This is a genomic window from Litorivicinus lipolyticus (assembly GCF_009650135.1).
In the GTDB taxonomy this organism is placed as follows: domain Bacteria; phylum Pseudomonadota; class Gammaproteobacteria; order Pseudomonadales; family Litorivicinaceae; genus Litorivicinus; species Litorivicinus lipolyticus.
The window spans coordinates 889,501-913,210 of record NZ_CP045871.1 but is presented as its reverse complement, the minus strand read 5'-3'; the positions used below and the strand labels follow the sequence as shown (position 1 = coordinate 913,210).

Here is a 23,710-nt window from a genome sequence, read left to right as displayed (position 1 = left end):
CCATGATTTCACCCGCCGGGGACAAACGCGGCTCCAACCAAGTCGCCGTGCGCCAATACAATGAGCGCCTGGTCCTACAGACCGTGCGCATTAAGGGGCCTAGCTCAAAAGCCCAGATTGCTCGTTATACCGGACTGACCGCGCAAACGGTCGCGGGTATAATTAGCGAGTTTGAGGATGAAGGGTTGTTACGCCGTGGCCAAGCGCTGAAAGGCAAAGTCGGCCAACCCTCAATTCCATTCGAACTGAACCCAAACGGTGGCCTGGCAATTGGGGTTCACATCGGCCGGCGCTCAACCGAAGTGGTGCTGACCAATTTAACCGGAAATATTTTGGCGCGAAAGCAAGACGTCTACCTGCACCCCGACCCGGTTAAAATTGCGAGATTCGTTCGCGGTTGCCGACGCCAATTTTCTCGTCGACAAATTATGAAAGACAGCCCATTGATCGGCGCAGGCGTTTGTGAGCCTAGTGGCATTGGTGGCTGGCAAGCAAAACTTGGCGCGCCACAAGCCATCCTTGATGCGTGGCAGAAAGTCGACTTTCACGCCATGCTCGACGATGCACTCGACTCCCCTGCGGTTTACTGCAATGACGCATCCGCCGCCTGTGCAGCAGAGCTATTGTTTGGCGACAGCGACCGACTCCCGAACCATTTGTACGTTTACATTGGATCATTTGTGGGCGGCGGGTTAGTCATAAACGGCAACCTTTTTTTGGGTCGTACCGGCAACGCTGGGGCGATTGGTTCACTACCGATGCGGCGCGCCGATCCGCTTCAGCTAATTGATTGCGCCAGCCTAATCCAACTTGAAGCCGCTCTTGTAGAGAATGGTCAGGGTGCAACAGCACTTTGGCAGGACGCGAGTGCCTGGGCCACCCACCGCCCTCTTGTTGAACACTGGATAACCTCGGCAGCGCCAAGCTTGGCGATGGCGGTCACCAGCGCAACCGCTTTACTTGAGCTGGACGGGGTGGTTGTTGACGGTGCCTTTCCAGACTGGGTTTGCAGTGCTTTGTGTGACGCCATCAGAGCCGAGTGCGAAACCCTGAACCAAGAGGGCATTTCACCAACGCCGCTGTTTGCTGGTAGGTTAGGACAGGATGCCCGGGCGCTCGGCAGTGCTGCACTGCCGCTGTTATCAAACTTCTCACCCGACCATCAGTCTCTGCTTAAGGCCTAACATGATCCGTGCCACACTCCCCGCGACCAAACGCATTGCACTGGTTGCACACGATGCCCAAAAACCCGCGCTGGTCGAATGGGCGCTGCGCCACCGCGCCGCGCTGGCGACGCACGAATTGTTTGCCACCGGCACCACCGCTGTCCATCTAGGCCGCGCCCTGGATTTACCCGTGCATGCCTTTTTAAGCGGCCCGATGGGCGGCGACCAGCAAATTGGCGCACGCATTGCCGAAGCCTCGATTGATGTGCTGATGTTCTTTTGGGACCCACTGGCCCAGATGCCTCACGATCCGGATGTCAAAGCATTGCTGCGCATCGCCGCGGTCTGGAACGTACCGGTCGCCTGCAACAGCGCCAGCGCCGATTTTTTGATGTCATCGCCCTTGATGGACGCGGACTACGAACGCGAACAACTGGATTACGCGGCCTACCAAGCCGGTCGCGCATAGCCGGGCGCACAGCGTTCGCGGGCTAGCGCAGGTGCTCGGACTGCTGGCCGACCAGGCCGAGTTGTGAGCACACCGGATACAACGCGCGATATGCCCGGTACTTGTCATCCACATAGCCGCGCGCCGCAGCGTCCGGATACTTGGGCGCCGATGTCACCGCTTTGGGGTACGCCTGGGCCTGGTCCGGCATCGCCAGTCGCGCCGCCCCGACCGCCGCACCCTGATCGGCGCCGGCCAGGGGATGCACGTCCACCCCCAACACATTGGCGATAATTTGCAGCCACAGGGCCGAGCGCGAGCCGCCGCCAATGGCCGTCAATTGATCAATCTGACTGCCGGCGGTGGCGAGCGCGGCTTGGCCGTCGCGCATCGAGAACGCCACGCCTTCAAGCACCGCCAGGGTCATGTCCAGGCTATCGGTTGCGCTGGACAGGTTAAAAAACAACCCGCGGGCATCGGGGTTATTGTGCGGCGAGCGCTCGCCATTTAAATACGGCAAAAACACCACCGGGGTGCGCTGCTTACCGCTTGCCACCAAGGCGCCCAGCAAATCCGGAACGGTCCGGTTGACGAGTGACGCCAACCAACTGAGCGACTGTGCCGCGCTTAACGTGACTGTCATTTGGTGCCACGTTTTCGGGATCGCATGGGCAAAGGCATGCACCGTCTGGGATGGGCACGGACGGTGGCGATCACTGACGGCAAACAAAACACCCGAGGTGCCGAGCGAGACAAAGCCTTGATTGGATTCGGACATGCCCAACCCCAGCGCGCCACAGGCATTATCGCCGCCACCGGCCACCACCGGGATTGGCTGGATGCCCAAGGCCGCGGCCACCTCTGCTTTAACGCGGCCACTTTCGTCGGGGCCTTCAAGCACCTGTGGTAATTGTTCGCGGCGCACGCCGGCACGCGCCAGCAATAAATCGTCCCATGCCCGGGTGCCGGGATTCAGCCACAGCGTGCCGGACGCATCCGACGGATCGGTGGCCAATTCACCGGTCAGGTAATAGCGCAGGTAATCCTTGGGCAGCAAAATATGCGCGGTTTGATCAAACACCGCCGGCTCATGTTCGCGCACCCACATGACTTTGGGCGCGGTGAACCCAGGCATGGCCAAGTTGCCCGAATGGGCCAACCAATCATCCCCGGACGCCATTAAGGCTTGGCATTGGCTGACGGCGCGGCCGTCGTTCCACAGCATGCACGGACGCAACACGCGACCGCTGGCATCCAAATGAACCGATCCGTGCATTTGGCCGGACAGACCGATGCGCGCAATCGCCTTCAAATCCAGCCGGTGTTTGAGTTGATCCATCACCTGATGAATGGCCGCGACCCAACTGGCAGGGTCTTGCTCGGATGCGTTGGCACCCGGACGCTGAACCGTCAGCTCGGCCACCGCGCTTGCGACAATTTGATGGTCATCGCCGATCACCACGCCCTTCAGCCCCGAGGTGCCTAGATCTAACCCTAAGTACATGCTAATCCTCTACCGGCGCCGGTTCGGCACCGATGGTTTGACGAATCGCGCGGCGAAACTCGCCCGGCGATTGGCCTTTCAATTTTGTGAAATGACGATTGAAATTGGCCAGATTATTAAATCCCACCGCGAACCCGATCGATGACACCTGATCGTTGGTTTCGGCCAATAGACTGCAGGCTCGGCTAACCCGCACCCGGGTCACGAACTCGACAAACCGATTGCCTGTGCCTTTTTGAAAGTGGCGGCTGAACGAGCTGACACTCATGCCGGCTAACTCGGCCATGTCGGCCAAACGAATTTGCTGGCGGTGGTTGTCCACGACGTGGCGCACCACCTCGCTGATTTTGGATTCCACGGCACCGGTTAACGATGAGCGAAACTGCAAGGTCGACAACGACTGCTGGTTCGGCCAATTGGCCAAGCGCGCCATCAGTTCGAAAAACGCCGCAATACGCTGTAAACCCTGGCTGTCGCGCACCGCCGCCATCAGCTGCTGGGCCTCGAGCAAGTCGAAGCCGACGAACTCAACCCCACTTTGAGCACGGTTTAATGTCGCCTCCAAGGCTTTGATTTCCGGCATGACCGAGGCCACGTGGGCATACAATTCGGGGCGAAACTGAATCGCCATATCGCGCAGTTCGACCGCCTGGGCCGATTCGGATAACCAATTGTGTGGCACCCGCGGCCCGGTCAAGATCAACTGCCCGGGTTTAAACTGGCCGACATAGTCCCCGACAAACACCTTGCCCCGGGTCGCTACCAACAGGTGCAATTCATACTCGTCATGCGCATGCCAACGAATCAAATCGTGCGGCCAGCCGTGCTCCAAATAGCGCACACCGCCCTGGCTGGGGTCAACGACTTCGAGTTGCGGGGCGCGAGCGTTCATCGGCTTAACTCAGCACACAGCCGCCATCGACATTCAACGTCTGGCCGGTGATGTAATGAGAAGCGGCGGATGCGAAAAACAGCACTGCACCAACCATGTCATCCGGGTCGCCCATCCGCCCCAGCGGCACAGCTTCGCCGACCAGGCGTTTCTTTTCGCCCAGCGGGCGACCCTCGTATTTGGCAAACAGGGCGTCAACGCTGTCCCACATCGGCGTGTCGACCACGCCTGGGGCAATCGCATTGACGTTAATACCGTGCGGTGCCAGCGCCAAGGCGGCGGATTGGGTATAGCTGATCACGGCCGCTTTGGTGGCACAGTAATGCGCCACTAAGGCCTCACCACGCCGGCCCGCTTGGCTGGAAAAGTTAATCACGCGGCCGGGTTCCTGGCGGGCAATTAGTTGCGAGGCGACGCCCTGCATCAAGCGAAAGGTAGCCCGCACATTGATATCGAACTGGCGTTGCATTGAATCCAGGTCGGTGTCGACCAATGGGCCCATGTCAAACACCGCGGCGTTATTGACCAGCACATTAACGCGGCCGGCGTCGACCCATTGCAGCACATCCTCCAACGCCGGAATCTGACTTAAATCGGCTTGGCGATAATCCAACCGCTCGTCTTCGATCGCTGACTGGGACTGAATATCTACCCCGAAAACGCGGGCACCGGAATCCAGAAATGCCGCGCAGATTGCTCGCCCAATGCCACCGTTACAGCCGGTCACTAAGACACGGGTATCCGATAAATCCTTCATAATTATTATGTCCTTCGTAGGCGGGTGGGCGACGCCAACTGGCGCGGCATCGACCCTGCCAAAAGCCTCACTGCTTCACACTAGCTTGTCATGAAGTTTACGCGCGGCAAAATAAAATCTATCATCACGTGATCAAAAGCAATAACAGGCACCGATTGGCGCGCCCACATCATGACAAATATTATTAAGAACATGGAAGGACTGGCGCAAGTTTCTGGCGTCTCAAGACCCACCGTCTCAAAATACTTCAACGACCCCGACAGCGTGCGAGCCTCGACCCGCAAACGCATCGAAGCGGCCATCGAAGCGCACGACTATCGTCCCAACATTTATGCGATCAACCAAAACCGCAAGTTGACGAAAACCGTCGGCATTGTTGTGCCCCACCTGGCCGACCCCTTCTTTGCCGAAATCGCGCGCTCCACCGAACAGCTGTGTATCGAGGCTGGGTACTCGCCCACGATGTACAGCTCCTACGGTGATCCGAAGCAAGAAATCGAGATACTCGAATCCTTGCGATCGTTAAAACCCGCCGGCGTACTGTTGGCGCCTTTGGGCCACGATTCGGACCGCGCGCGCTTGCAAAAATTCTGTAAAGCGGTGCCCACGGTGCTGGTCGATAGTAATATTGAAGGCCTGGGCGAGGCCTTTATTGGCTCGGACAATGAGAGCTTTGTTAACCAAACAGTCGAATACTTGATTCGTACCGGCGAGCCACCGCTGTTTTTCGAAATGGCCACCCCCAGCAACCCGAATGCCCGTAAGCGCCACGAGACTTATCTGGCCAAGATGGACCGCATGGGCTTTGAGCCGCACGTCGTGGCGGTTGCCGGTGATGGCTGGAACTTCGAAGAAATTGGCTACCGTGGCGCACATGAACTATTGGACCGTGGGCAACTGCCCTCCAACACCATATTGTGCAGTAACGACCGCTTAGCGATTGGTTTTTTAGCGGCTGCGTACGAGCGCGGCCTGACCGTTGGACGCATGCCCGGCGATCAACTGCGACTGGCGTCCAATGACGACCACCCGTATGCCAAATTTACCTGTCCGTCGCTGACCACCGCAGCCCACGACTACGACGCGGTCACCACGCACAGCGTGCGAACGCTGTTCGAGCGCATCGAACAAGGCTGCGCTTTTGCGTCGCGCGACGAGACCCGCTATCCGGCGCGACTGGTTCTCAGAAATTCGTCCTAGTCCGTCAAAACTTTTCGCGCGTAAAATTATTTATTGACTCGCCCTTTTTTCTCTTGATATCTTTCGCCCTGCCAAACCTATAACAAGGCATAACAAGGCATAACTAGGAGAACCATCATGGTCAAAAGCACAATCCGTGCAGCGGTCGCATTGTCGATCGCAGCCAGCTCAATCGCATACGCAGAAACCATCACGATCGCTACCGTTAACAACGGCGACATGATCCGCATGCAGGGCTACACCGATCAATTCACAGCGCAAACTGGCGTTGACGTTGAATGGGTCACTTTGGAAGAAAACGTCCTGCGCCAGCGCGTGACGACTGACATCACCACCAAAGGCGGCGCGTTCGACATCATGACCATCGGCATGTACGAGACTCCGATTTGGGGCGCTAACGGCTGGTTGGTTTCATTGGACGATCTGTCTGCTGAATACAACGCAGCTGACATCCTGCCTGCCATGTCTGGCGGTTTGAGCCACGACGGCACGCTGTACGCAGCACCTTTCTACGGCGAAAGCTCGATGATCATGTACCGCTCTGACCTGATGGAAAAAGCGGGCCTGACCATGCCTTCCGCTCCAAGCTGGTCGTTCATCGCTAAAGCAGCTCGTGAAATGACTGATCGTGACAACGACATCAACGGCATCTGCTTGCGCGGTAAAGCGGGTTGGGGTGAAGGCGGCGCATTCATCACGGCAATGTCTAACTCATTCGGCGCTCGCTGGTTCGACGGCGACTGGAATGCACAGTTCGACACACGTGAATGGTCAGACACTCTGAACTTCTACAAAAACATGATGGACGATGCCGGCCCCGCTGGTTACGCCACTAATGGTTTCAACGAAAACCTGTCGTTGTTCCAACAGGGCAAGTGCGGCATGTGGATTGACGCAACGGTTGCCGCTTCATTCGTCACCAACGCTGCTGAATCAACTGTTGCTGACAAAGTTGGCTTCGCACTGGCGCCTGACAACGGCATGGGCAAGCGCGCTAACTGGTTGTGGGCATGGGCTTTGGCTATCCCCGCAGGCACACAGAAAGAAGGCGCTGCTAAGCAGTTCATCGAGTGGGCTACGTCAACTGACTACATCGAATTGGTTGCGGCCAACGAAGGTTGGGCAAACGTACCTCCGGGAGCTCGTCAGTCACTGTACGAAAACCCCAACTACCAGGCGGTACCTTTCGCACAGATGACACTGGATTCAATCCTGTCAGCTAACCCGAACGACTCAACTGTTGACGCATCACCGTACGTCGGTGTTCAGTTCGCAGCGATCCCTGAGTTTGCCGGTATCGCTACCGACGTCAGCCAAGAGTTCTCAGCGGCTTACGCAGGTCAGCAGACCATCGAAGAAGCGCTGGCCAAGGCACAAGCTTTGACTAACGACGCAATGGAAGCTGCGGGTTACCGCTAGTTTTCAAGGTCATACCCTATGACCTAAGGGGCGGCGTCAGCCGCCCCTTCTTTTCCAATTGATTTCATCGCGAACACCTTCGGATTCACAGAGGACGGTGACCTATGGCCACTCAACAATCACGCACAGCAGCACGTTTCATGATGGCACCTGCCGTCGTACTACTGCTGGGATGGATGCTCGTCCCCCTGTGTATGACACTGTATTTTTCATTCAAAAAGTACTTGCCCCTTCGTGGCGGCGACCTCGGCTGGGTAGGCTTTGACAACTACGTCAGATTCTTCTCTAGCAGTTCTTTTTGGCCCAGTATTTCTACCACCCTAATTATTGTCGGTGGCGTTTTGGCTATTACCATTGCGCTCGGCGTTCTGCTTGCTTTGCTGTTGGACCAACCCATGTGGGGCCAAGGCTTTGTGCGCATCTTGGTGATTGCACCCTTCTTTGTCATGCCGACCGTATCGGCCTTGATTTGGAAGAACATGTTCATGGACCCCAACTACGGTTTGTTCGCATACCTGTGGGAGTTCTTTGGTGCTGAACCTATTCAATGGCTGTCCCAAGCTTCCTTGCAGTCGATCGTGATGATCGTCAGCTGGCAGTGGCTGCCCTTCTCGACCCTAATTTTGCTGACCGCTATCCAGTCGCTCGACACCGAGCAGTTGGAAGCCTCGGAAATGGACGGCGCGACCGCGCTGAAACGCTTCTGGTTCATTATCTTGCCGCACCTGGGCCGGGCAATGACCGTGGTGCTGCTGATTCAGACGATCTTTTTGTTGTCTATCTTTGCGGAAATTTTCGTCACCACGGGCGGCGCCTTTGGCTCCAAGACCCTGACCTACCTGATCTACCAACGTGTACTGGAAAGCCAGAACGTCGGTTTGGGCAGTGCAGGTGGTGTGTACGCAATTATCTTGGCGAACATCGTTGCGATCTTCTTGATGCGCATCGTTGGCAAGAACCTGGATTCATAAGGAGACCCCCATGGCTCGTAACGCAACTACATCACGCAAGACCTTTAACACGGTCCTTGCCTGGTCCATCGGTCTGCTTATTTTCTTTCCGATCTTGTGGACCATTTTGACCAGTTTCAAAAGCGAAGGTCAGGCGATCGCAGATCCGCCGTTGTTCTTCCTGTTTGACTGGACACTGGAAAACTACATCGCGGTCCAAGAACGTTCGGATTACTTTAAGTTTCTCAACAACTCACTGATTATCGCGGGCGGTTCGACCATCCTGGGTACCCTGATTGCAATTCCTGCGGCTTGGTCCATGGCGTTCGTGCCGTCGCGACGGACCAAAGACATTTTGCTGTGGATGCTGTCCACCAAGATGCTGCCGGCCGTCGGCGTGCTCTACCCGATTTACTTGCTGTTTATCGAAATGGGCTTGCTCGACAGCCGCACCGGTTTGGTCGTGGTCTTGATGCTGATTAACATGCCAATCATTGTCTGGATGCTGTACACCTACTTCCGCGAGATCCCCAGCGAAATCTTGGAAGCGGCCCGGATGGACGGCGCGTCATTGCGCTCTGAAATCCTTTACGTGCTGACGCCGATGGCGATACCGGGTATTGCGTCGACCATCTTGCTGAACTTTATTTTGGCCTGGAACGAAGCCTTCTGGACCTTGAACTTAACCGCGGCCAAGGCCGCACCGCTGACCGCGTTTATTGCCAGCTACTCAAGCCCTGAAGGCTTGTTCTACGCCAAGCTAAGCGCAGCCTCGACCATGGCCATTGCCCCCATCTTGGTGCTCGGTTGGTTCAGCCAAAAACAATTAGTACGCGGCCTCACCTTCGGCGCAGTGAAATAAGGAATTTAAAAATGGGACGTATCGTACTCAACCAAGTCACCAAGTCATTTGACGACGTGCAAGTCATTCCGCCGCTGGACCTGACCATTCAGGACGGCGAGTTCACCGTCTTTGTCGGCCCCTCAGGGTGTGGCAAGTCAACGCTGCTGCGTTTAATCGCCGGCCTTGAAGACACCTCGTCGGGCAACATCGAAATCGATGGCAACGACGCCACCGCCCTGCCGCCGTCCAAGCGCGGCCTGGCCATGGTGTTCCAGTCCTACGCGCTGTATCCGCACATGTCGGTTCGCAAGAACATTGCCTTCCCCATGCGCATGGCGAAAATGAGCCAAGAAGAGCAGGACAAGCGCATTGAAGCGGCCGCCAAGGCCCTCAACCTGACCGACTACTTGGATCGCAAGCCGGGCCAGTTGTCCGGTGGGCAGCGTCAACGAGTCGCCATTGGCCGCGCGATTGTGCGCGAGCCGGCTGCCTTCCTGTTTGACGAGCCGCTGTCGAATTTGGACGCAGCGCTGCGTGTGGGCATGCGCATGGAGATCTCGGAGCTGCACAAAAAGCTCAAGACCACCATGGTTTACGTGACCCACGACCAAGTCGAAGCCATGACCATGGCCGACAAAATCGTTGTGCTCCAGGCCGGCGTGATCGAGCAGGTCGGTAGCCCACTTGAGCTGTACCACACCCCGCGCAACGTATTCGTCGCCGGCTTCATCGGCAGCCCCAAGATGAACCTGCTGACCGGTGCCGAAGCCGATAAGCACGGTGCGCACACGATTGGCATTCGCCCCGAGCACATTACCGTGTCGACCACTGAAGGTTTGTGGCAGGGCACAGTCGGCGTCGCCGAACACCTGGGATCGGATACCTTTATCCACATCCACGGCATCGAAGGTTGCGATCCGATCACGGTCCGCGCCAGCGGCGATTACCCGGTCAACTACGGTGACACGGTTTACCTGACCCCTGACCCGTCGCTGATCCACAAGTTTGGTGCTGATGGCCTGCGTCTTTAATATGACTGATGCAAACGCTTCAACAGCACGCGCCAGGTTGAGCAACCGCTCACTGGCGCAGCTGCCGGCCGGCATCGACCGGCCCACCTATGATCGTGCGGGTCTGACTCCGGGCATCGTCCACATTGGCGTGGGTAATTTCCATCGCGCTCACCAGGCGTGGTACCTGCACCGTTTGATGCAGCTAGGCCAAGCACATGACTGGGCCATTATCGGCGCTGGCGTGCGCGCCGCCGATGCGGCCATGCGCGACCGATTGCTGGCGCAGGACTGTCTAAGCACGGTGATTGAGTTGGACCCGGCGTCCGAACACGCCGAAGTGGTCGGCTCAATGATCGACTTCTTGCCGGTTCAGGACGACAACCGGGCCTTGATTGAGTGTCTCAGTCGGGCCGAAATACGGATTGTCGCCTTGACCGTGACGGAAGGCGGTTACTACGTGGATCCGGCCAGCGGTCGCTTCGATCATGAGCACGCCGACATTCAGTTCGACAGTCAAAACCCGAGCACGCCGCGGACCGCCTTTGGCGCCATCGTGGCGGCTCTGCGTGTTCGCCGCGACACCGGTGTCGGCCCGTTGACTGCTCAGTCCTGTGACAATTTGCAGGTCAACGGCGACGTCTTTAAACAGACCCTGGTGGGCCTGGCGCGGTTGTCCGACCCGACCTTGGCGGATTGGATCGACCGCGAGTGCAGCTTTCCCAACTCCATGGTTGATTGCATCGTTCCGGCGACCGGCGCCCACGAGCTCCAGCTGGCCAAAGGCTGGGGCATCGACGACGCCGCACCGGTGACTCACGAGAACTTCCGCCAGTGGGTAATCGAAGACAACTTTTGCGCTGGCCGCCCAGACTGGGACCAGGTGGGCGCCGAGTTCACCGACCAGGTGCATGACTTTGAAGTCATGAAGATCCGCATTTTGAACGGCGGTCACCAGGTCATTTCGGTGCCCGGTGAGCTGCTGTCAGTGGCGTCTATTTCTGGCTGTATGCGCGACCCGGACATTTCGCGCCTGTTCGTGAAGATCGCCAAAGACGAAATCGCCCCGCACGTCAAAGCGGTCCCGAACATGACCCCAGATCGCTATATTGGCCTGATTGAATCGCGGTTTTCGAACCCAAAAATCGTCGATACCACGCGCCGCGTCGCCTTCGATGGTTCGTCACGTCATCCGGGCTTTATCCTGCCCTCGATTCGTGATGGCATCGCCCGTGGCAACAGCGTGCGCGGATTGGCACTGGTCGAAGCGGCCTGGGCACGTATGTGTGCCGGCACCCGTGAAGACGGCAGCACCATCGAGCCGAACGACCCGAATTGGGATCATTTGCAGGCCCTCGCCCTGCAAGCCAAAGCCGACCCGATGGTGTGGTTAGGGATGGAAAATATCTACGGTGAGCTGGCCCAGGCACCGGAGTTCAGTGACGCATTTGCGCATTGGCTAGGCGTCATTTGGCGCGACGGTACCCGTGCCGCGATCCAAGCGTACTGCGCCTAACGGCTCTAGACCGAACCACCGATCGGTGGTTCGGCGCTTTTCACGGACTGGCGCTGTCGCCACTCAATTAGCCCTAGCCCCAGCACCATCCCCAGCAACGCCAGTAACAGCCCCTGCCCCGGAACGCGCTCGACCCAGACCCCTACGACCGCGGTGATGGCACCCGCGCCAACCGCACTTAAGGTAATTTGCAGCGCCACCGCCGGCTCAGTTAGGCGTTGACCGACCCGCAGCGGCGTCGCACTCATCAACGCCGGATAAATCGGCCCAAACCCGAGCCCCATCAGCGCCAAGCCCCAGCCCTCGAAGCCAACGACGGCCAGCACCCCAAGCCCGACCACAACCACACTGAGTGAGACCGCCACCATGCGCCAGTGATCCCAATAGCGCGAGACCGGCCCGGCCAGTAAACGGCCACCGGTAAAGGCCGCCCAAAACCCGCTCACCCACAGCGCCGCGAGCGCGCCGTCATAGCCACGCCCAACCGTCAAGTAACTAAACGCCCACAGTCCGATACTGAGCTCGCAGCCGCCATACACGGCGTACATCAAACCGGCGCGGCGCACCGGTGCATGCGACAGCGCCTCACGATAGGCCACCCGCGGTTGGTCCGGCGGCACCACACTAGGCCACAGCCGTACGCTGAGGATAAACACCAGCGCCAAGCCCATCAGGCCCGCGCCGACCGCGGCATAGCCCCAGCGCCAGCCGTTGTCACTGGTTAAGGCCACGGCCATCAGCGCCGGACCCAGGGTCACTCCGACGCCGAAACTGGCGTGTAGCCATTGCATCAGCCCAGGACCGTGGCGCTCAATGACGTATTGCTGTAACGCCACGTCGACCGCGCCGCCACCCAGCCCGCAGACAAAGACCGCGAGCACCAACCAGACAAATTGATCCAGCCACAAATAAACCCACAGCCCCAGTGCCGTCAGGCCAACGCTGAGGCCCAACAACAGCCCCAGCCGCATGATGCGCATCAGGCGCCCGGCGCACAGGCTGCTGAGGATGTAGGCGCCGGTCGTGGCCACCACCAACCAACCCGCCGCATCCAGGTCGACACCCAAGCCCGCGTGCATCGACGGCCAGCCAACGCCCAACAAGGTGTCCGGCATGCCCAAGGAAATAAAGGCCGCGAAAGCCAGCACAATTCGGATCAAACAAGCGCCTGGGCAATCAAGCGCAACGCCAACAGCGTCAACAACCAATCCAGCGCGCGTTTGAAATTGGCTTCGGGTATCCGACCCAGCAGCCGCGCCCCCAGCACATTACCAACCACGGAACCGGCGCCCATCGCCAACAAGGTTGAGCCCCAGTCGATCGGATCGAAGCCCATCCACCAAAAGGCAGCGGCCTTAAGCCCATGCTGAAAGGTCATGACCATGCCGTGGGTGCCGACGATCTCGCGCTTTGGCCAGTTGGCCTTGGGCAATACCGACATCACCAGCGGTCCGGTCGCCCCTAGCACCATGGTCAGGGCGCTGGTCAAGGCACCGGACAGTGCTGGCAGCCACGCCTGCAGACGAAACCACTGCGGCCGCCAGGTCATGCCAATGACAAACAAGCCGAGCAACAACTGTCCGCCCGTGGTCGGCATAAAGCGCACCAATGGCGCCATCAACACGACGCCGACGACGGAGCCGGCCAAAAACGGCCACACGTAGGCCCAGCGCACGTGCTTGCGCTGAATCCAAGCGCGACCGGTATTGCTCATCAACATGACAAAGGCGTGCAAGGGAATTAGCACAATGGGCGGCACAAACTGTGCCATCAAAACGATCAAGACAAGGCCACCACCGACGCCCATGGCCCCGGTGATGGTCGCAGACACAACGGCCGCAGCCGCCAGCCAGACTAGATCCAAGCGGCGTTAGCCAATGTGAGTCAACCCGCCCATGTAGGGCTGCAGAACCTGCGGCACTGCAACCCGTCCGTCGGCTTGCTGGTAGTTTTCCATGACCGCGATCAGGCATCGCCCGACCGCCAAGCCCGAGCCATTCAAGGTATGCAGGTACTCGGTTTGACCGGCGGCATTGCGGGTTCGGGCCTGCATACGTCGGGCTTGGAAGTCCAGCGTATTGGAGCACGAGCTAATTTCGCGGAATTGCTGCTGACCCGGCAACCAAACCTCGATGTCGTAGGTTTTCGCGGCGCCAAAACCCAGGTCGCCGCCACACAGGTTAACCACGCGAAAGTGCAATCCAAGCTTGCTAAGGATGGCTTCGGCGTGGCCGACCAATGACTCCAACGCATCCCAGCTTTGCTCGGGGCGTGTCATCCACACCAACTCAACCTTGTCGAACTGGTGCTGGCGGAACATCCCGCGTGTGTCGCGCCCGTAACTGCCAGCTTCGGAGCGAAAACTGGGGGTGTGCGCGACCCACTGCTGGGGCAGTTCGTCGACAATGCTGTCACGCACCAAGTTCGTCAGCGGCACCTCGGCGGTCGGGATCAGGTAATGGTTGTCGCCAGCTTTAAACAGGTCTTCTTCAAACTTCGGCAACTGGCCGGTGCCTTGCAGGGCGTGAGCCTGGACCAGGTACGGGACGTAGGCCTCGGTGTAGCCGTGCTCTTGAGTGTGGGTATCGATCATGAACTGTGCCAGGGCACGGTGTAGCCGCGCCACCTGGCCACTCAGGATGGCAAAGCGCGAGCCGGACACCGCCGCTGCGCGGTCAAAGTCCAAGCCGCCAAAGGCCTCGCCCAGCTCGACGTGGTCTTTCGGTTCAAAGTCCATCTGCGGGCGCTCGCCGACCACACGCAATTGGACGTTATCGCTCTCGTCCTTACCCGCCGGCACCGAGGCGTCGGGGATATTGGGCATTTCCAGCATCCACTGAGACAGCTGCTCGGCCAGTTCGTCAAAGCGGGCTTTGGCGCTGTCGAGCGCTTCGCCGACCTCGCTCATACGCGTTTTTTGGGCGTTGGCCTCATCGGTCTGGCCACTTTTCATCAGCGCACCGATTGCCTTGGAGCCTGACTTGCGCTCGTTCTGCAACGACTCCATGTCCGCCTGCAGCGTTTTACGCTCCGCATCCATTGACTGGAAACGCGCCACGTCCAGCGTATAGCCTTTAATCGCAAGGCGCGCAGCAATGGTGTCCAGTTCGGAACGCAAACGTTTGGGGTCAAGCATGGAGAATCCTTCGGTTGAGGTAAGTTTGATCGGTTAAATCGAGCGCGCCAGCCAAGCACCCGCCGCGCACGCCGCCAATGATAGCAAGAGCGTGCCACCGGCGTACCCCATTGCCGCGCCAATCCGGTCGGATTGCCACATTTGCAGGGTCTCCAGGCTAAAGGTCGAGTAAGTCGTCAGCGCACCCAGTAGCCCGGTCATTAAAAATGCCCGGGTGGCGTCCGATACGTCACCACGCTGGGCCAGCCACACGTACAGCACGCCCATCGCGAAACAACCGATCACATTCGCCGACAAGGTCGCCAGCGGACCGCGAATGGCCTGGGCCAAGCCGTAGCGCATGACCGCGCCAAGGGCGCCGCCGAGGGCGACACTAATCCACATCATGGCTGCTGTTTATCCCGTGCTTGCAAGCGCGCCAGGCGCTCGCCAATTTTGATTTCCAAACCGCGCGGGACCGGCTGGTAAAACCGGTCCTGGACGCCATCGGGCAAGTAATTGACGCCGGCGGCATAGCCGTCCGGTTCGTCATGCGCATAACGGTATTCGGCGCCGTGGCCCATGTCGCGGGCAAGCTTGGTCGGGGCGTTGCGCAGGTGATTCGGAACCTCGTCGCTGCCGCCCGCCTCGACACGCGCCTTGGCGGCGTTATAGGCGACGTACACGGCGTTGGATTTGGGCACGCTGGCCAAAAATATCGCCGCTTGGGCCAACGCCATGTCGCACTCCGGCAACCCCAACCGCTCGGTCGCCTGATAGGCATCCATGGCAATCTGTAACGCCCGAGGTTCGGCATTGCCGATGTCTTCACTGGCCATGCGCACAAACCGCCGAGCGAGGTACAGCGGGTCGCAACCGGCATCGATTAAGCGCGCCAACCAATACACCGCGCCGTCCGGGCTGGAGCCACGGATAGATTTATGCAGCGCACTGACCTGGTCATAAAAAACGTCCCCGCCCTTATCAAAGCGGCGCACACTGCCTGACAGCAGCGGCTCCAAGGTCGCCAAATCAATGCCACCCTCGACGGCCAAATCCATCGCCGATTCTGCCAAACCGAGGCAACGCCGCGCATCACCGTCGGCCACCGCGATCAATGCGCCACGCGCCGCGTCGTCAATGCGCACGTCTTGGGTTGCCAGCGCCCGATCCAGCAAGGTGTTCAATTCCGCCGCGACCAGTGACTTCAGGGGCATGACCCGAGCCCGCGACAGCAGCGCCGCGTTCAATTCAAAGGCCGGGTTTTCGGTGGTCGCACCAATCAAGGTCAGCACGCCCTCCTCAACCCAGGGCAAAAACGCGTCCTGCTGGGATTTATTGAAGCGGTGGACCTCGTCGACAAACAGCACCGTCCGCCGACCCATGGCCTGGCCTTGCTTGGCCTGCTCGACCACCGCGCGAATGTCTTTAACGCCGCTGGTGACCGCCGACAGGGTCAACATTTGCGCGTCGACTTGGTCGCACAATAAACGCGCCAGCGTGGTTTTGCCGACACCCGGCGGGCCCCATAGGATTAACGACGGCAAGTGCCCCTTGGCCAACAGCTGGGTTAACGGCCCAGTCGGGCCCAATAGATGATGCTGCCCGACGACCTGGTCAAGCGACTGTGGGCGCAGCGCCGCCGCCAATGGCTGGCCAACCGGGTCGGGCGCACCAAACAGGTCAGTCATCAGCGCGCATCGATCAGGTCCACATCCGCTGACGGCGTGAATTCAAAGCGCGCATCATCTATGTCGCGGTTGAGCTGGACCTCGCGCAAGGTAATGCGGGTTTGCTGACCGGTCGAATCCAGCACCCCGAGTAACACCGGCAGCGCGCCGGCGAACTCGATCACGATCATCTGGTAGATCTGTTCGTCCAGCGGAATCAGCGTAAAGCTGTCAATCCCTTCGCGCACCTGGCTTTGGCTGACCTCAAAGCGCTCGCTGAGCGCGCTTGAGTCCAGATTCAACAGCAAGCCCGCCGGCGTGTTCAATAGGCTTGAGGCCGGCTCGCGGGTGACCTGTTCCAGGTCGACATCATAAATCCACAGCGACTGGCCGTCGCTGACGATCCGTTGCGGGATCGGATCCTGTGTTTGCCACGCCAACAAGTTCGGCCGCTTCAGCGCCATCGACCCGGGCACTGACTGGATCTGACGGCCCCCTGCATCACGCGCCAGCTGGGTGAAACTGGCGCTTAATGTGGTAATCGCGCCCAGGCGCTGGTCCAACGCTACCGCCGCATCCGCCCATGCCGGCCCGGCCCACAGCCAACACACCAGCCACAGTGCGCGCGTCATTCGTGCCGCCTCGGTTTGGGTGCAATCACTTCGCGCTGGCCGTTGCTGCCCATCGAGGTCACGAGCCCGGCCAATTCCATCGCTTCGATAATGCGGGCGCTGCGGTTGTAGCCAATTTTGAGCTTGCGCTGGACCGCGGAAATCGACGCCCGGCGCGAATCGAGTACGAATTCGACGGCCTGGTCATACAGCGGGTCCGATTCCTCGGCATTGCCGTCACCGTCGCCGCCGCTGGACGCGCCACCCTCGCCCTCTTCGTAGGTGGTCAAAATATCCGGAATCAAATCCGGTGCGCCCTGTGTTTTCCAATACTCGACAACCCGGTGCACTTCGTCGTCCTCGACCAAGCAACCGTGCACACGCACCGGCAACGAAGTCCCCGGCGGCAAGAACAACATGTCGCCATGGCCCAGCAATTGTTCCGCGCCGCCCTGGTCCAAGACCGTGCGCGAATCAATTTTCGAGGACACCTGGAACGACATACGGGTCGGCACGTTGGCCTTGATCAGACCGGTAATCACGTCGACCGACGGGCGCTGAGTCGCCAGGATCATGTTGATGCCGGCGGCACGCGCTTTTTGAGCGATACGAGCGATCAGCTGTTCAACCTTTTTGCCGACGATCATCATCATGTCGGCGAACTCGTCGATGACCACCACAATGTAGGGCAAGGTTTCCAATTCCGGTGCGGTCGGCTGGCCGACGCCGGCGTTGTCCGGGGTCCACAGTGGGTCCAGCATCGGCGTGCCGGCGGCGCGCGCATCGGTGACTTTCTTATTGAATCCCGCCAGGTTACGCACCCCGGCCGCGGCCATCAGTTTGTAACGACGCTCCATCTCGCCGACACACCAGCGCAGCGCGTTGGCCGCCTCTTTCATGTCCGTGACGACCGGCGCCAACAGGTGCGGGATGCCCTCGTACACCGAAAGCTCCAACATTTTCGGATCCACCAGGATCATCCGGATTTCGTCGGGACCGGCCTTGTATAGCATCGACACCAGCATGGTGTTAACGCCGACTGACTTGCCCGAGCCGGTGGTGCCGGCAACCAACAGGTGCGGCATCTTAGCCAGGTTGGCGACCACCGCTTCGCCGGAAATGTCGTGGCCCAGGGCCATCGTCATCGGGCTGTCGGCCAGGGTAAAGGCGTCCGAGGCGACCACCTCGCGCAGACGAATAATGCGCCTGTGGCTGTTGGGAATTTCAACGCCGACCACGGATTTGCCGGGGATAACCTCGACCACACGGACCGCTGCGACCGCCAACGAGCGCGCCAAGTCACTCGCCAAGTTCGATATCCGGCTGGCTTTGACGCCCGGCGCGGGCTGAATTTCAAACCGCGTCACCACAGGGCCCGGATGAACCTCCGTCACCGTGGCCTTGACCCCGAACTCAGCCAAGCGCTGTTCCAGCAGGTCGCCCATGGTCTGTAGCTCATCGGCACTGAAGCCGCGATCATCATCATCGCGGCGGATCAGGTGCTCCAGCCCCGGCATCTTATAGTTGACGGCCTTGTCGTCGGCGTCCAAACGAATATCCGGCGCCGCGGTGTTGACGCCCAAGTCAGCCTTGTCGAAGGCGGTGACTTTGCGCATCGGCGCCGGCTCATCGATCACCGGTTCAACGCGTTCAGTCATGACTGGGGCCGGTGCACGCGGTTCGGGCTCGGGCTCGGGCACCGCATCAAAGTTCACCGATGGCAGCACCTCGCCGACGTCAAAATCCGGGATCGGGTCGTCCTGCCACGGCACATCCAGTTCGGGCGGCAATGGCTCGGGTGCGTCATCAAAGGCCGTGATCTCGTGATCATCAAGTCGATCAAAATCGCTTTGCTGGACCCGTTCAATCGCTTGACCGCGGGTCGTCTCTTTGCGTTTGGCGCGCTGGGTTCGACTGGCGAAACGCGACCACAGCCCGCCTAAGGGATTACTCAAACGCGCCAACCAATGACGGTTCAAGGCCAGGTTGTGCTGCGGTTTTTCGCCGCCTCGGCCGGCCAGATTACGCGCTGCCCGCTCGATCCCGGCGCCGATGATCTCGAACACCTGAACCCAGCGCACGGCCAACGCCAAAGTCAGACCCAGCGCCGTCATTGCGACCAACACCACGGCGCCACCGGCAAAGCCCATTGGGCCGACGCAGGCGATCGCAATCGCCCGCCCCAGTGCGCCACCGGCGGTCACTTCGGGTGGCAGGCTGCCGCTCTCGGGTAGCCAGGCCAACGAACACAGCCCGCCGGCGCCCATCATGATCAGCGCCCAACCGAGTAATTTCAGCCAGCCGCCAAACGCGGCGAGGTCAATCAGTCGACGATCACGTAGCACGCTGACACAGTGCCAGGTCAATAACAGCGGCAGCAAAAACGCCAAATAGCCAAAGGCCGTCAGCGCCAGTTCCGAAATCAACGCGCCCAGCTCACCCATGGCATTCGCCGCAGGTTGATTTGAACCGGTGTAGAAACGCCCGGGATCGTTGAGGTCATACGTGGCCAGTGCCAGCGTCAACCAGACCGCCATAGCGACGCCCACGACCAGCCACAGGTCACGGCCCAGGCGGCGAAACGGAGAACGAGAAGAAGTCGGTTGGGATGACAAGGGTACAGAATCCTTTTAACTTGCGGATCGCGACCGCATAATTCAATCCACAATCATATCAAAACCGCGGGCTCGACCCCACTAGGAACTTTGCATGGCTCAACACCACCCTCTGATCATTCTGGGCAGCGGACCCGCTGGCTGGACCGCCGCTGTCTACGCCGCGCGCGCCAACCTCAAACCCGTCGTTATCACCGGCGTTGAAGTCGGCGGCCAGTTAACCACCACCACCGATGTCGACAACTGGCCCGGCGATGCACAGGGTGTCCAGGGCCCGGAATTGATGGTCCGCATGCAGGCGCATGCGGAACGTTTTGACACTCAAGTCATTAACGACCACATCGGCGCGACCGACCTGTCAAAGCGTCCGTTCACCCTCCAGGGTGACGGCGATACTTACACCTGTGACGCGCTGATCATTTGCACCGGCGCCAGCGCCAAATATTTGGGCCTGCCTTCCGAACAAGACTTTATGGGCCGCGGCGTCAGCGCCTGTGCCACCTGTGACGGGTTCTTTTACCGCGACAAACCGGTCGCAGTCATCGGCGGCGGCAACACCGCGGTCGAGGAGGCCCTGTACCTGTCGAACCTAGCGTCCAAAGTCACCTTGGTTCACCGCCGTGATAAATTGCGCAGCGAAAAAATTCTTCAGGACCGACTGTTTCAGCGCCAAGCCGAAGGCAAGGTCGAGATCATCTGGGATCACGAGCTGGCCGAAGTCACCGGCGACGCCATGGGCGTCACGGGACTTAATTTAAGCAGCATGAAAGACGGCAGCCAACGCAGCATCGACGTCCACGGGGTCTTTATCGCCATTGGACACCAACCCAACACGGCCATTTTCGACGGCCAGCTGGACATGCGCGACGGCTACCTGGTAACCAACTCCGGCCAACATGGCGGGGCCACCCAAACCAGCGTGCCCGGCGTATTTGCCGCCGGCGATGTGGCCGATCACATCTACCGCCAAGCGATCACCAGCGCCGGCTTCGGCTGCATGGCGGCGCTGGATGCGGAAAAGTTCTTAGACGAAGGCCACTAGGCCTTGCTGCCCTGGTTGGACGCGGGCGAACGCTGGTTTCCGGATCCCAACACCGCGCTGGATGATCCGGACGGGTTGTTGGCGGCGGGCGCGGATCTGGCGCCACAGCGGCTGCTGGACGCCTACCAGGGCGGCATTTTCCCGTGGTACAGCGACGACCAACCGATTTTATGGTGGTCGCCCAACCCCCGGTTCGTGCTGCGACCAGGTGACGTCAAAATCAGCCGCAGCCTGGCCAAGACCTTAAAACGAGGCACCTTTGAGGTGACCTTTAACCAAGCCTTTGATCGCGTTTTGCAGCACTGTGCCCAACGCGACGAAACCTGGATCACGAACGACATGGCCGACGCCTTTAGGGCATTGCACTTGGCCGGTTGGGCGCGCAGTGTTGAAGCTTGGCAGGGCAATGAACTCGTCGGCGGCCTCTACGGTATCTGTATGGGGCGCTGTTTTTTTGGAGAATCCATGTTCACAAAGGTCTCGGACGCTAGCAAAACCGCTTTTGTCACCCTGGCCACTCAGCTGGGCCGGTGGGGGTTTGAGTGGATCGATTGCCAGGTCGAAACCGACCACCTGCAGTCCCTGGGCGCCCAGCCCATGCCGCGCGTCGATTTCTTGCGCGCCTTGACCCAACACACCGGCCCCCAGGCCAAACTGTCATCACCACCCCCAAGCTGGCCGGCGCGCCCGGCGATCCAATGGTGATGGCATGAGCTCGCTCAACGACGTGCGCTTTTTCGCCACCGCGCCACATGAATGCAGCTACCTGGACGGCCAAGAGGCGACCACACTGTTCGCCGATCCTGACATCAAGATCGAGCAGGACGACTACCAGCAGCTGACTCTGATCGGATTTCGACGCAGTGGCCGGTATTTTTATCGGCCCCAGTGCGACGGCTGCCAGGCCTGCATCAGTGTGCGCATTCCGGTTAACACATTCCGCTGGTCACGGCGCTTTAAGCGCACCCTAAAACGCACCGCTGACGTCACCTGCGAGTGGAAGCTGCCGTACATCGACGACGAGATCTATGTGCTGTACAGCCACTACATCAATGCGCGTCACCGTGAAGGCGACATGTACCCGCCCAGCGCAGAGCAATTCCGAACCTTTTTGATGATCGAGGGGCCTAACACGCGCTTCGCCTGTTACCGCGATGGCCAGGGCAAATTAATCGCCGTCAGCGTGGTCGACGTATTACCCGATCATGGCCTCAGCGCCGTCTATACCTTTTTCGAACCACAACTTGACCATTTGTCGCTTGGCCAGATGGCGATTTTGCGCCAAATTCAAGCCGCCCAAGCGCGTGGCATGGACTACCTGTACCTCGGGTATTGGATTCGAGACTGCGCAAAAATGAACTACAAGACCGATTATGCCCCGCTGGAGATGTTAATTGGCCGACAATGGGCCCGATTTGAGCGTCAGAGTTGAACAAGGTGCCCTGCCTGTGGATAATCCGCGCACCAACAAACCCGGTGGATTAAATGGCTAAAGAAGACAGCATTGAAATGGATGGCACCATCATCGACACGCTCCCGAACACGATGTTTCGTGTCGAGCTCGATAATGGCCACACCGTTACCGCACATATCAGCGGCAAGATGCGCAAACACTACATCCGTATTTTGACTGGCGACCGCGTCAAGGTCGAAGTCACGCCTTACGACCTGTCCAAAGGCCGCATCACCTACCGCGCACGCTAAACCGCCGTACGCTATGAAAAACCGCCTTGACTGGCGGTTTTTTTATTGGCGGGAAAACAGTAGCCTATGATCATATGACCGATCAACTACGACAACTCGCGCACGCCGAACTGCACGCCCGGCCCTTCCCTCGGTTTGACGCCGACTGGCCGATTCTATTGATGTGCGTCCAGACCAGCCCCGACCAATTGGCCGCGGTGTGGGCCTGGCTACAGCTCAACATTCCTCCCCTGCCGCCAAAGCCCACTGCCGGCGCCTGGACGCTGCAGTCCGGACAACTGGACCTGCGGGTCGAGCAGCACACCGAGTTTCTGGCCATCAGCTGGCGCGCCCCAGGCGGCACCGAGCTGGCACCGGACTGGTTGGCCGCCGCGCCGATGGACATTTTGGTGCTGACCCACTTTGTCGCCACCGATGCTGCGGCGCTGGCAGCCCATGGCGCCAGCTCGTCGAGCCTATTAGGCGGCACACTGCAGGTCGCCACCGACTTTGCCATCGACCCACAGGGGCTGTGCCAATGGCGCTACGCCTTTACCCAGCCACAAACCCCGGACAGCCGCGGTCGCGCCATGCAAATGCTGATGGAGGTGGAAACCTACCGTGTCTTAAGCCTGATTCAGATGGACAAGGTGCGCGCCGCACACCCGGCTTTGCAGGCAATAGCCAAAGCTGAGCGCGGCGACAGCGACCCGACTGAATTGGCGCTACTGGAGCGCAACGAACACGAATTAGATGCCCTGTGGCAGTCATTGAACTGGCGCGTCAGTGCCTGCCGGGCGTATCACGACCTGGTATTCCAGCGCTTACTGGACCTGGACGACCAGCGCCTGGGTGAACTTCCGAGCGTGACTGAATTTCTGCGCAGGCGTATGACCCCGGCCATTGCCACCTCCGAAACCGTGATGCGTCGCCACCAAGAGCTGGCCCAAAGCATCAGCCGCCGGGCCAATTTGGTCCGCACCCGCTTACAGTTGAATTTGGAAACTCAAAACAGCGCCCTGCTGTCGTCGTTAAAACAAACGGCCCAGCGTCAAATCCGCCTGCAAAGCACGGTCGAAGGCTTGTCGACGGTGGCGATCAGCTACTACGCACTGGGCTTACTCAGTGCCGCGATTGCGCCCTGGGTCGACAAGGCCAACGCCGGACTGGTCAAGACCGCACTGGTGCCGTTGGTGATTGGCGCGGTCTGGCTGACCCTGCAGCGCATTAAGCGCAAACTGGACGCATAAAAAAGGCCGGACGCGTAA

General features: G+C 59.5%; 23 protein-coding genes. 13 read left to right on the top strand and 10 right to left on the bottom strand.

Features of this window, described 5'->3' with window-relative positions; genetic code table 11:
• Positions 1–2: 2 nt before the first annotated feature.
• Entirely contained in the window at positions 3–1,184 is a 1,182-nt protein-coding gene (locus GH975_RS04660) for an ROK family transcriptional regulator (RefSeq protein WP_153713409.1), read from the top strand.
• Position 1,185: 1 nt separating this feature from the next.
• Entirely contained in the window at positions 1,186–1,635 is a 450-nt protein-coding gene (locus GH975_RS04655; protein WP_153713408.1) for a methylglyoxal synthase, read from the top strand.
• Positions 1,636–1,657: 22 nt separating this feature from the next.
• On the opposite strand, the gene xylB is transcribed toward GH975_RS04655, so the two are convergent.
• From xylB to GH975_RS04640, 3 genes are read right to left on the bottom strand one after another with little or no spacing between them, the layout of a single operon-like run.
• Complete coding sequence (gene xylB / locus GH975_RS04650) at positions 1,658–3,118, bottom strand: xylulokinase (RefSeq protein WP_153713407.1); 1,461 nt, start codon at positions 3,116–3,118, stop codon at positions 1,658–1,660.
• A gap of 1 nt (position 3,119) precedes the next feature.
• Positions 3,120–4,010 (bottom strand): AraC family transcriptional regulator, encoded by an 891-nt coding sequence (locus GH975_RS04645; RefSeq protein WP_153713406.1) that lies wholly within the window; start codon positions 4,008–4,010, stop codon positions 3,120–3,122.
• A gap of 4 nt (positions 4,011–4,014) precedes the next feature.
• A complete protein-coding gene (locus GH975_RS04640; RefSeq protein WP_153713405.1) occupies positions 4,015–4,767 on the bottom strand; it encodes an SDR family oxidoreductase in 753 nt (250 codons plus the stop codon).
• A gap of 171 nt (positions 4,768–4,938) precedes the next feature.
• On the opposite strand from GH975_RS04640, the gene GH975_RS04635 reads away from it, so the two are divergent.
• The 6 genes from GH975_RS04635 to GH975_RS04610 all read left to right on the top strand — a co-directional run bounded on the left by GH975_RS04635 (position 4,939) and on the right by GH975_RS04610 (position 11,706).
• Complete coding sequence (locus GH975_RS04635; protein WP_153713404.1) at positions 4,939–5,967, top strand: LacI family DNA-binding transcriptional regulator; 1,029 nt, start codon at positions 4,939–4,941, stop codon at positions 5,965–5,967.
• Positions 5,968–6,084: 117 nt separating this feature from the next.
• On the top strand, positions 6,085–7,386 hold the full coding sequence (locus GH975_RS04630) for an ABC transporter substrate-binding protein (RefSeq protein ID WP_153713403.1): 1,302 nt from the start codon (positions 6,085–6,087) through the stop codon (positions 7,384–7,386).
• Positions 7,387–7,727: 341 nt separating this feature from the next.
• Positions 7,728–8,357 carry a carbohydrate ABC transporter permease gene (locus GH975_RS04625; protein ID WP_322788872.1) on the top strand — a complete coding sequence of 210 codons (630 nt, stop codon included), beginning with the start codon at positions 7,728–7,730 and terminating at the stop codon, positions 8,355–8,357.
• Positions 8,358–8,367: 10 nt separating this feature from the next.
• Positions 8,368–9,198, top strand: a complete 831-nt coding sequence (locus GH975_RS04620) for a carbohydrate ABC transporter permease (protein ID WP_153713401.1) — start codon at positions 8,368–8,370, stop codon at positions 9,196–9,198.
• A gap of 11 nt (positions 9,199–9,209) precedes the next feature.
• Complete coding sequence (locus GH975_RS04615; RefSeq protein ID WP_153713400.1) at positions 9,210–10,211, top strand: ABC transporter ATP-binding protein; 1,002 nt, start codon at positions 9,210–9,212, stop codon at positions 10,209–10,211.
• Between the two features lies 1 nt (position 10,212).
• Complete coding sequence (locus GH975_RS04610; RefSeq protein ID WP_153713399.1) at positions 10,213–11,706, top strand: mannitol dehydrogenase family protein; 1,494 nt, start codon at positions 10,213–10,215, stop codon at positions 11,704–11,706.
• 5 nt (positions 11,707–11,711) lie between these two features.
• Here the strand turns inward: GH975_RS04610 and GH975_RS04605 are convergent, their stop codons facing one another.
• The 7 genes from GH975_RS04605 to GH975_RS12290 are packed head-to-tail and all read right to left on the bottom strand — an operon-like array spanning position 11,712 to position 19,717.
• Positions 11,712–12,866, bottom strand: coding sequence for an MFS transporter (locus tag GH975_RS04605; protein ID WP_153713398.1), 1,155 nt, complete (start codon positions 12,864–12,866; stop codon positions 11,712–11,714).
• Positions 12,863–13,570: a sulfite exporter TauE/SafE family protein gene (locus tag GH975_RS04600; protein WP_153713397.1), complete on the bottom strand. Its 708-nt coding sequence runs from the start codon at positions 13,568–13,570 to the stop codon at positions 12,863–12,865. The genes GH975_RS04605 and GH975_RS04600 overlap by 4 nt, the downstream gene beginning before the upstream one ends.
• A 6-nt stretch (positions 13,571–13,576) precedes the next feature.
• Positions 13,577–14,842 (bottom strand): serine--tRNA ligase, encoded by a 1,266-nt coding sequence (gene serS, locus GH975_RS04595; protein ID WP_153713396.1) that lies wholly within the window; start codon positions 14,840–14,842, stop codon positions 13,577–13,579.
• 33 nt (positions 14,843–14,875) lie between these two features.
• Positions 14,876–15,229 carry a fluoride efflux transporter CrcB gene (gene crcB / locus GH975_RS04590; RefSeq protein WP_153713395.1) on the bottom strand — a complete coding sequence of 118 codons (354 nt, stop codon included), beginning with the start codon at positions 15,227–15,229 and terminating at the stop codon, positions 14,876–14,878.
• The gene (locus GH975_RS04585) at positions 15,226–16,512 is read right to left on the bottom strand and encodes a replication-associated recombination protein A (protein WP_153713394.1); all 1,287 of its coding nucleotides are present in this window, start codon (positions 16,510–16,512) and stop codon (positions 15,226–15,228) included. The genes crcB and GH975_RS04585 overlap by 4 nt, the downstream gene beginning before the upstream one ends.
• Positions 16,512–17,123 (bottom strand): outer membrane lipoprotein chaperone LolA, encoded by a 612-nt coding sequence (gene lolA / locus GH975_RS04580; RefSeq protein ID WP_153713393.1) that lies wholly within the window; start codon positions 17,121–17,123, stop codon positions 16,512–16,514. The genes GH975_RS04585 and lolA overlap by 1 nt, the downstream gene beginning before the upstream one ends.
• Positions 17,120–19,717, bottom strand: a complete 2,598-nt coding sequence (locus GH975_RS12290; protein ID WP_322788871.1) for a DNA translocase FtsK — start codon at positions 19,715–19,717, stop codon at positions 17,120–17,122. Before GH975_RS12290 ends, lolA begins: the two co-directional genes overlap by 4 nt.
• Positions 19,718–19,811: 94 nt before the next feature.
• Here GH975_RS12290 and trxB point away from each other — a divergent pair, with 94 nt between their 5' ends.
• The 5 genes from trxB to GH975_RS04550 all read left to right on the top strand — a co-directional run bounded on the left by trxB (position 19,812) and on the right by GH975_RS04550 (position 23,692).
• The gene (gene trxB, locus GH975_RS04570; RefSeq protein WP_153713392.1) at positions 19,812–20,759 is read left to right on the top strand and encodes a thioredoxin-disulfide reductase; all 948 of its coding nucleotides are present in this window, start codon (positions 19,812–19,814) and stop codon (positions 20,757–20,759) included.
• A 3-nt stretch (positions 20,760–20,762) separates the two neighbouring features.
• The gene (gene aat, locus GH975_RS04565; protein WP_153713391.1) at positions 20,763–21,464 is read left to right on the top strand and encodes a leucyl/phenylalanyl-tRNA--protein transferase; all 702 of its coding nucleotides are present in this window, start codon (positions 20,763–20,765) and stop codon (positions 21,462–21,464) included.
• 4 nt (positions 21,465–21,468) lie between these two features.
• The gene (locus GH975_RS04560; RefSeq protein WP_153713390.1) at positions 21,469–22,191 is read left to right on the top strand and encodes an arginyltransferase; all 723 of its coding nucleotides are present in this window, start codon (positions 21,469–21,471) and stop codon (positions 22,189–22,191) included.
• Positions 22,192–22,244: 53 nt separating this feature from the next.
• Positions 22,245–22,463, top strand: a complete 219-nt coding sequence (infA, locus tag GH975_RS04555; protein WP_153713389.1) for a translation initiation factor IF-1 — start codon at positions 22,245–22,247, stop codon at positions 22,461–22,463.
• A 74-nt stretch (positions 22,464–22,537) separates the two neighbouring features.
• Positions 22,538–23,692 (top strand): DUF3422 family protein, encoded by a 1,155-nt coding sequence (locus GH975_RS04550; protein WP_153713388.1) that lies wholly within the window; start codon positions 22,538–22,540, stop codon positions 23,690–23,692.
• The last annotated feature ends 18 nt before the right edge of the window (positions 23,693–23,710 follow it).

Bases quoted from the DNA above. Each gene is read 5' to 3' on its own strand.
- GH975_RS04610 (WP_153713399.1), top strand. From the start codon at position 10,213: ATGACTGATGCAAACGCTTCAACAGCACGCGCCAGGTTGAGCAACCGC.
- GH975_RS04550 (WP_153713388.1), top strand. From the start codon at position 22,538: ATGACCGATCAACTACGACAACTCGCGCACGCCGAACTGCACGCCCGG.
- GH975_RS04615 (WP_153713400.1), top strand. From the start codon at position 9,210: ATGGGACGTATCGTACTCAACCAAGTCACCAAGTCATTTGACGACGTG.
- GH975_RS04645 (WP_153713406.1), bottom strand. From the start codon at position 4,010: ATGAACGCTCGCGCCCCGCAACTCGAAGTCGTTGACCCCAGCCAGGGC.
- lolA (WP_153713393.1), bottom strand. From the start codon at position 17,123: ATGACGCGCGCACTGTGGCTGGTGTGTTGGCTGTGGGCCGGGCCGGCA.
- xylB (WP_153713407.1), bottom strand. From the start codon at position 3,118: ATGTACTTAGGGTTAGATCTAGGCACCTCGGGGCTGAAGGGCGTGGTG.
- crcB (WP_153713395.1), bottom strand. From the start codon at position 15,229: ATGATGTGGATTAGTGTCGCCCTCGGCGGCGCCCTTGGCGCGGTCATG.
- infA (WP_153713389.1), top strand. From the start codon at position 22,245: ATGGCTAAAGAAGACAGCATTGAAATGGATGGCACCATCATCGACACG.
- serS (WP_153713396.1), bottom strand. From the start codon at position 14,842: ATGCTTGACCCCAAACGTTTGCGTTCCGAACTGGACACCATTGCTGCG.
- GH975_RS04655 (WP_153713408.1), top strand. From the start codon at position 1,186: ATGATCCGTGCCACACTCCCCGCGACCAAACGCATTGCACTGGTTGCA.
- trxB (WP_153713392.1), top strand. From the start codon at position 19,812: ATGGCTCAACACCACCCTCTGATCATTCTGGGCAGCGGACCCGCTGGC.
- GH975_RS04630 (WP_153713403.1), top strand. From the start codon at position 6,085: ATGGTCAAAAGCACAATCCGTGCAGCGGTCGCATTGTCGATCGCAGCC.
- GH975_RS04640 (WP_153713405.1), bottom strand. From the start codon at position 4,767: ATGAAGGATTTATCGGATACCCGTGTCTTAGTGACCGGCTGTAACGGT.
- GH975_RS04620 (WP_153713401.1), top strand. From the start codon at position 8,368: ATGGCTCGTAACGCAACTACATCACGCAAGACCTTTAACACGGTCCTT.
- GH975_RS04635 (WP_153713404.1), top strand. From the start codon at position 4,939: ATGACAAATATTATTAAGAACATGGAAGGACTGGCGCAAGTTTCTGGC.
- GH975_RS04585 (WP_153713394.1), bottom strand. From the start codon at position 16,512: ATGACTGACCTGTTTGGTGCGCCCGACCCGGTTGGCCAGCCATTGGCG.
- GH975_RS04660 (WP_153713409.1), top strand. From the start codon at position 3: ATGATTTCACCCGCCGGGGACAAACGCGGCTCCAACCAAGTCGCCGTG.
- GH975_RS04560 (WP_153713390.1), top strand. From the start codon at position 21,469: ATGAGCTCGCTCAACGACGTGCGCTTTTTCGCCACCGCGCCACATGAA.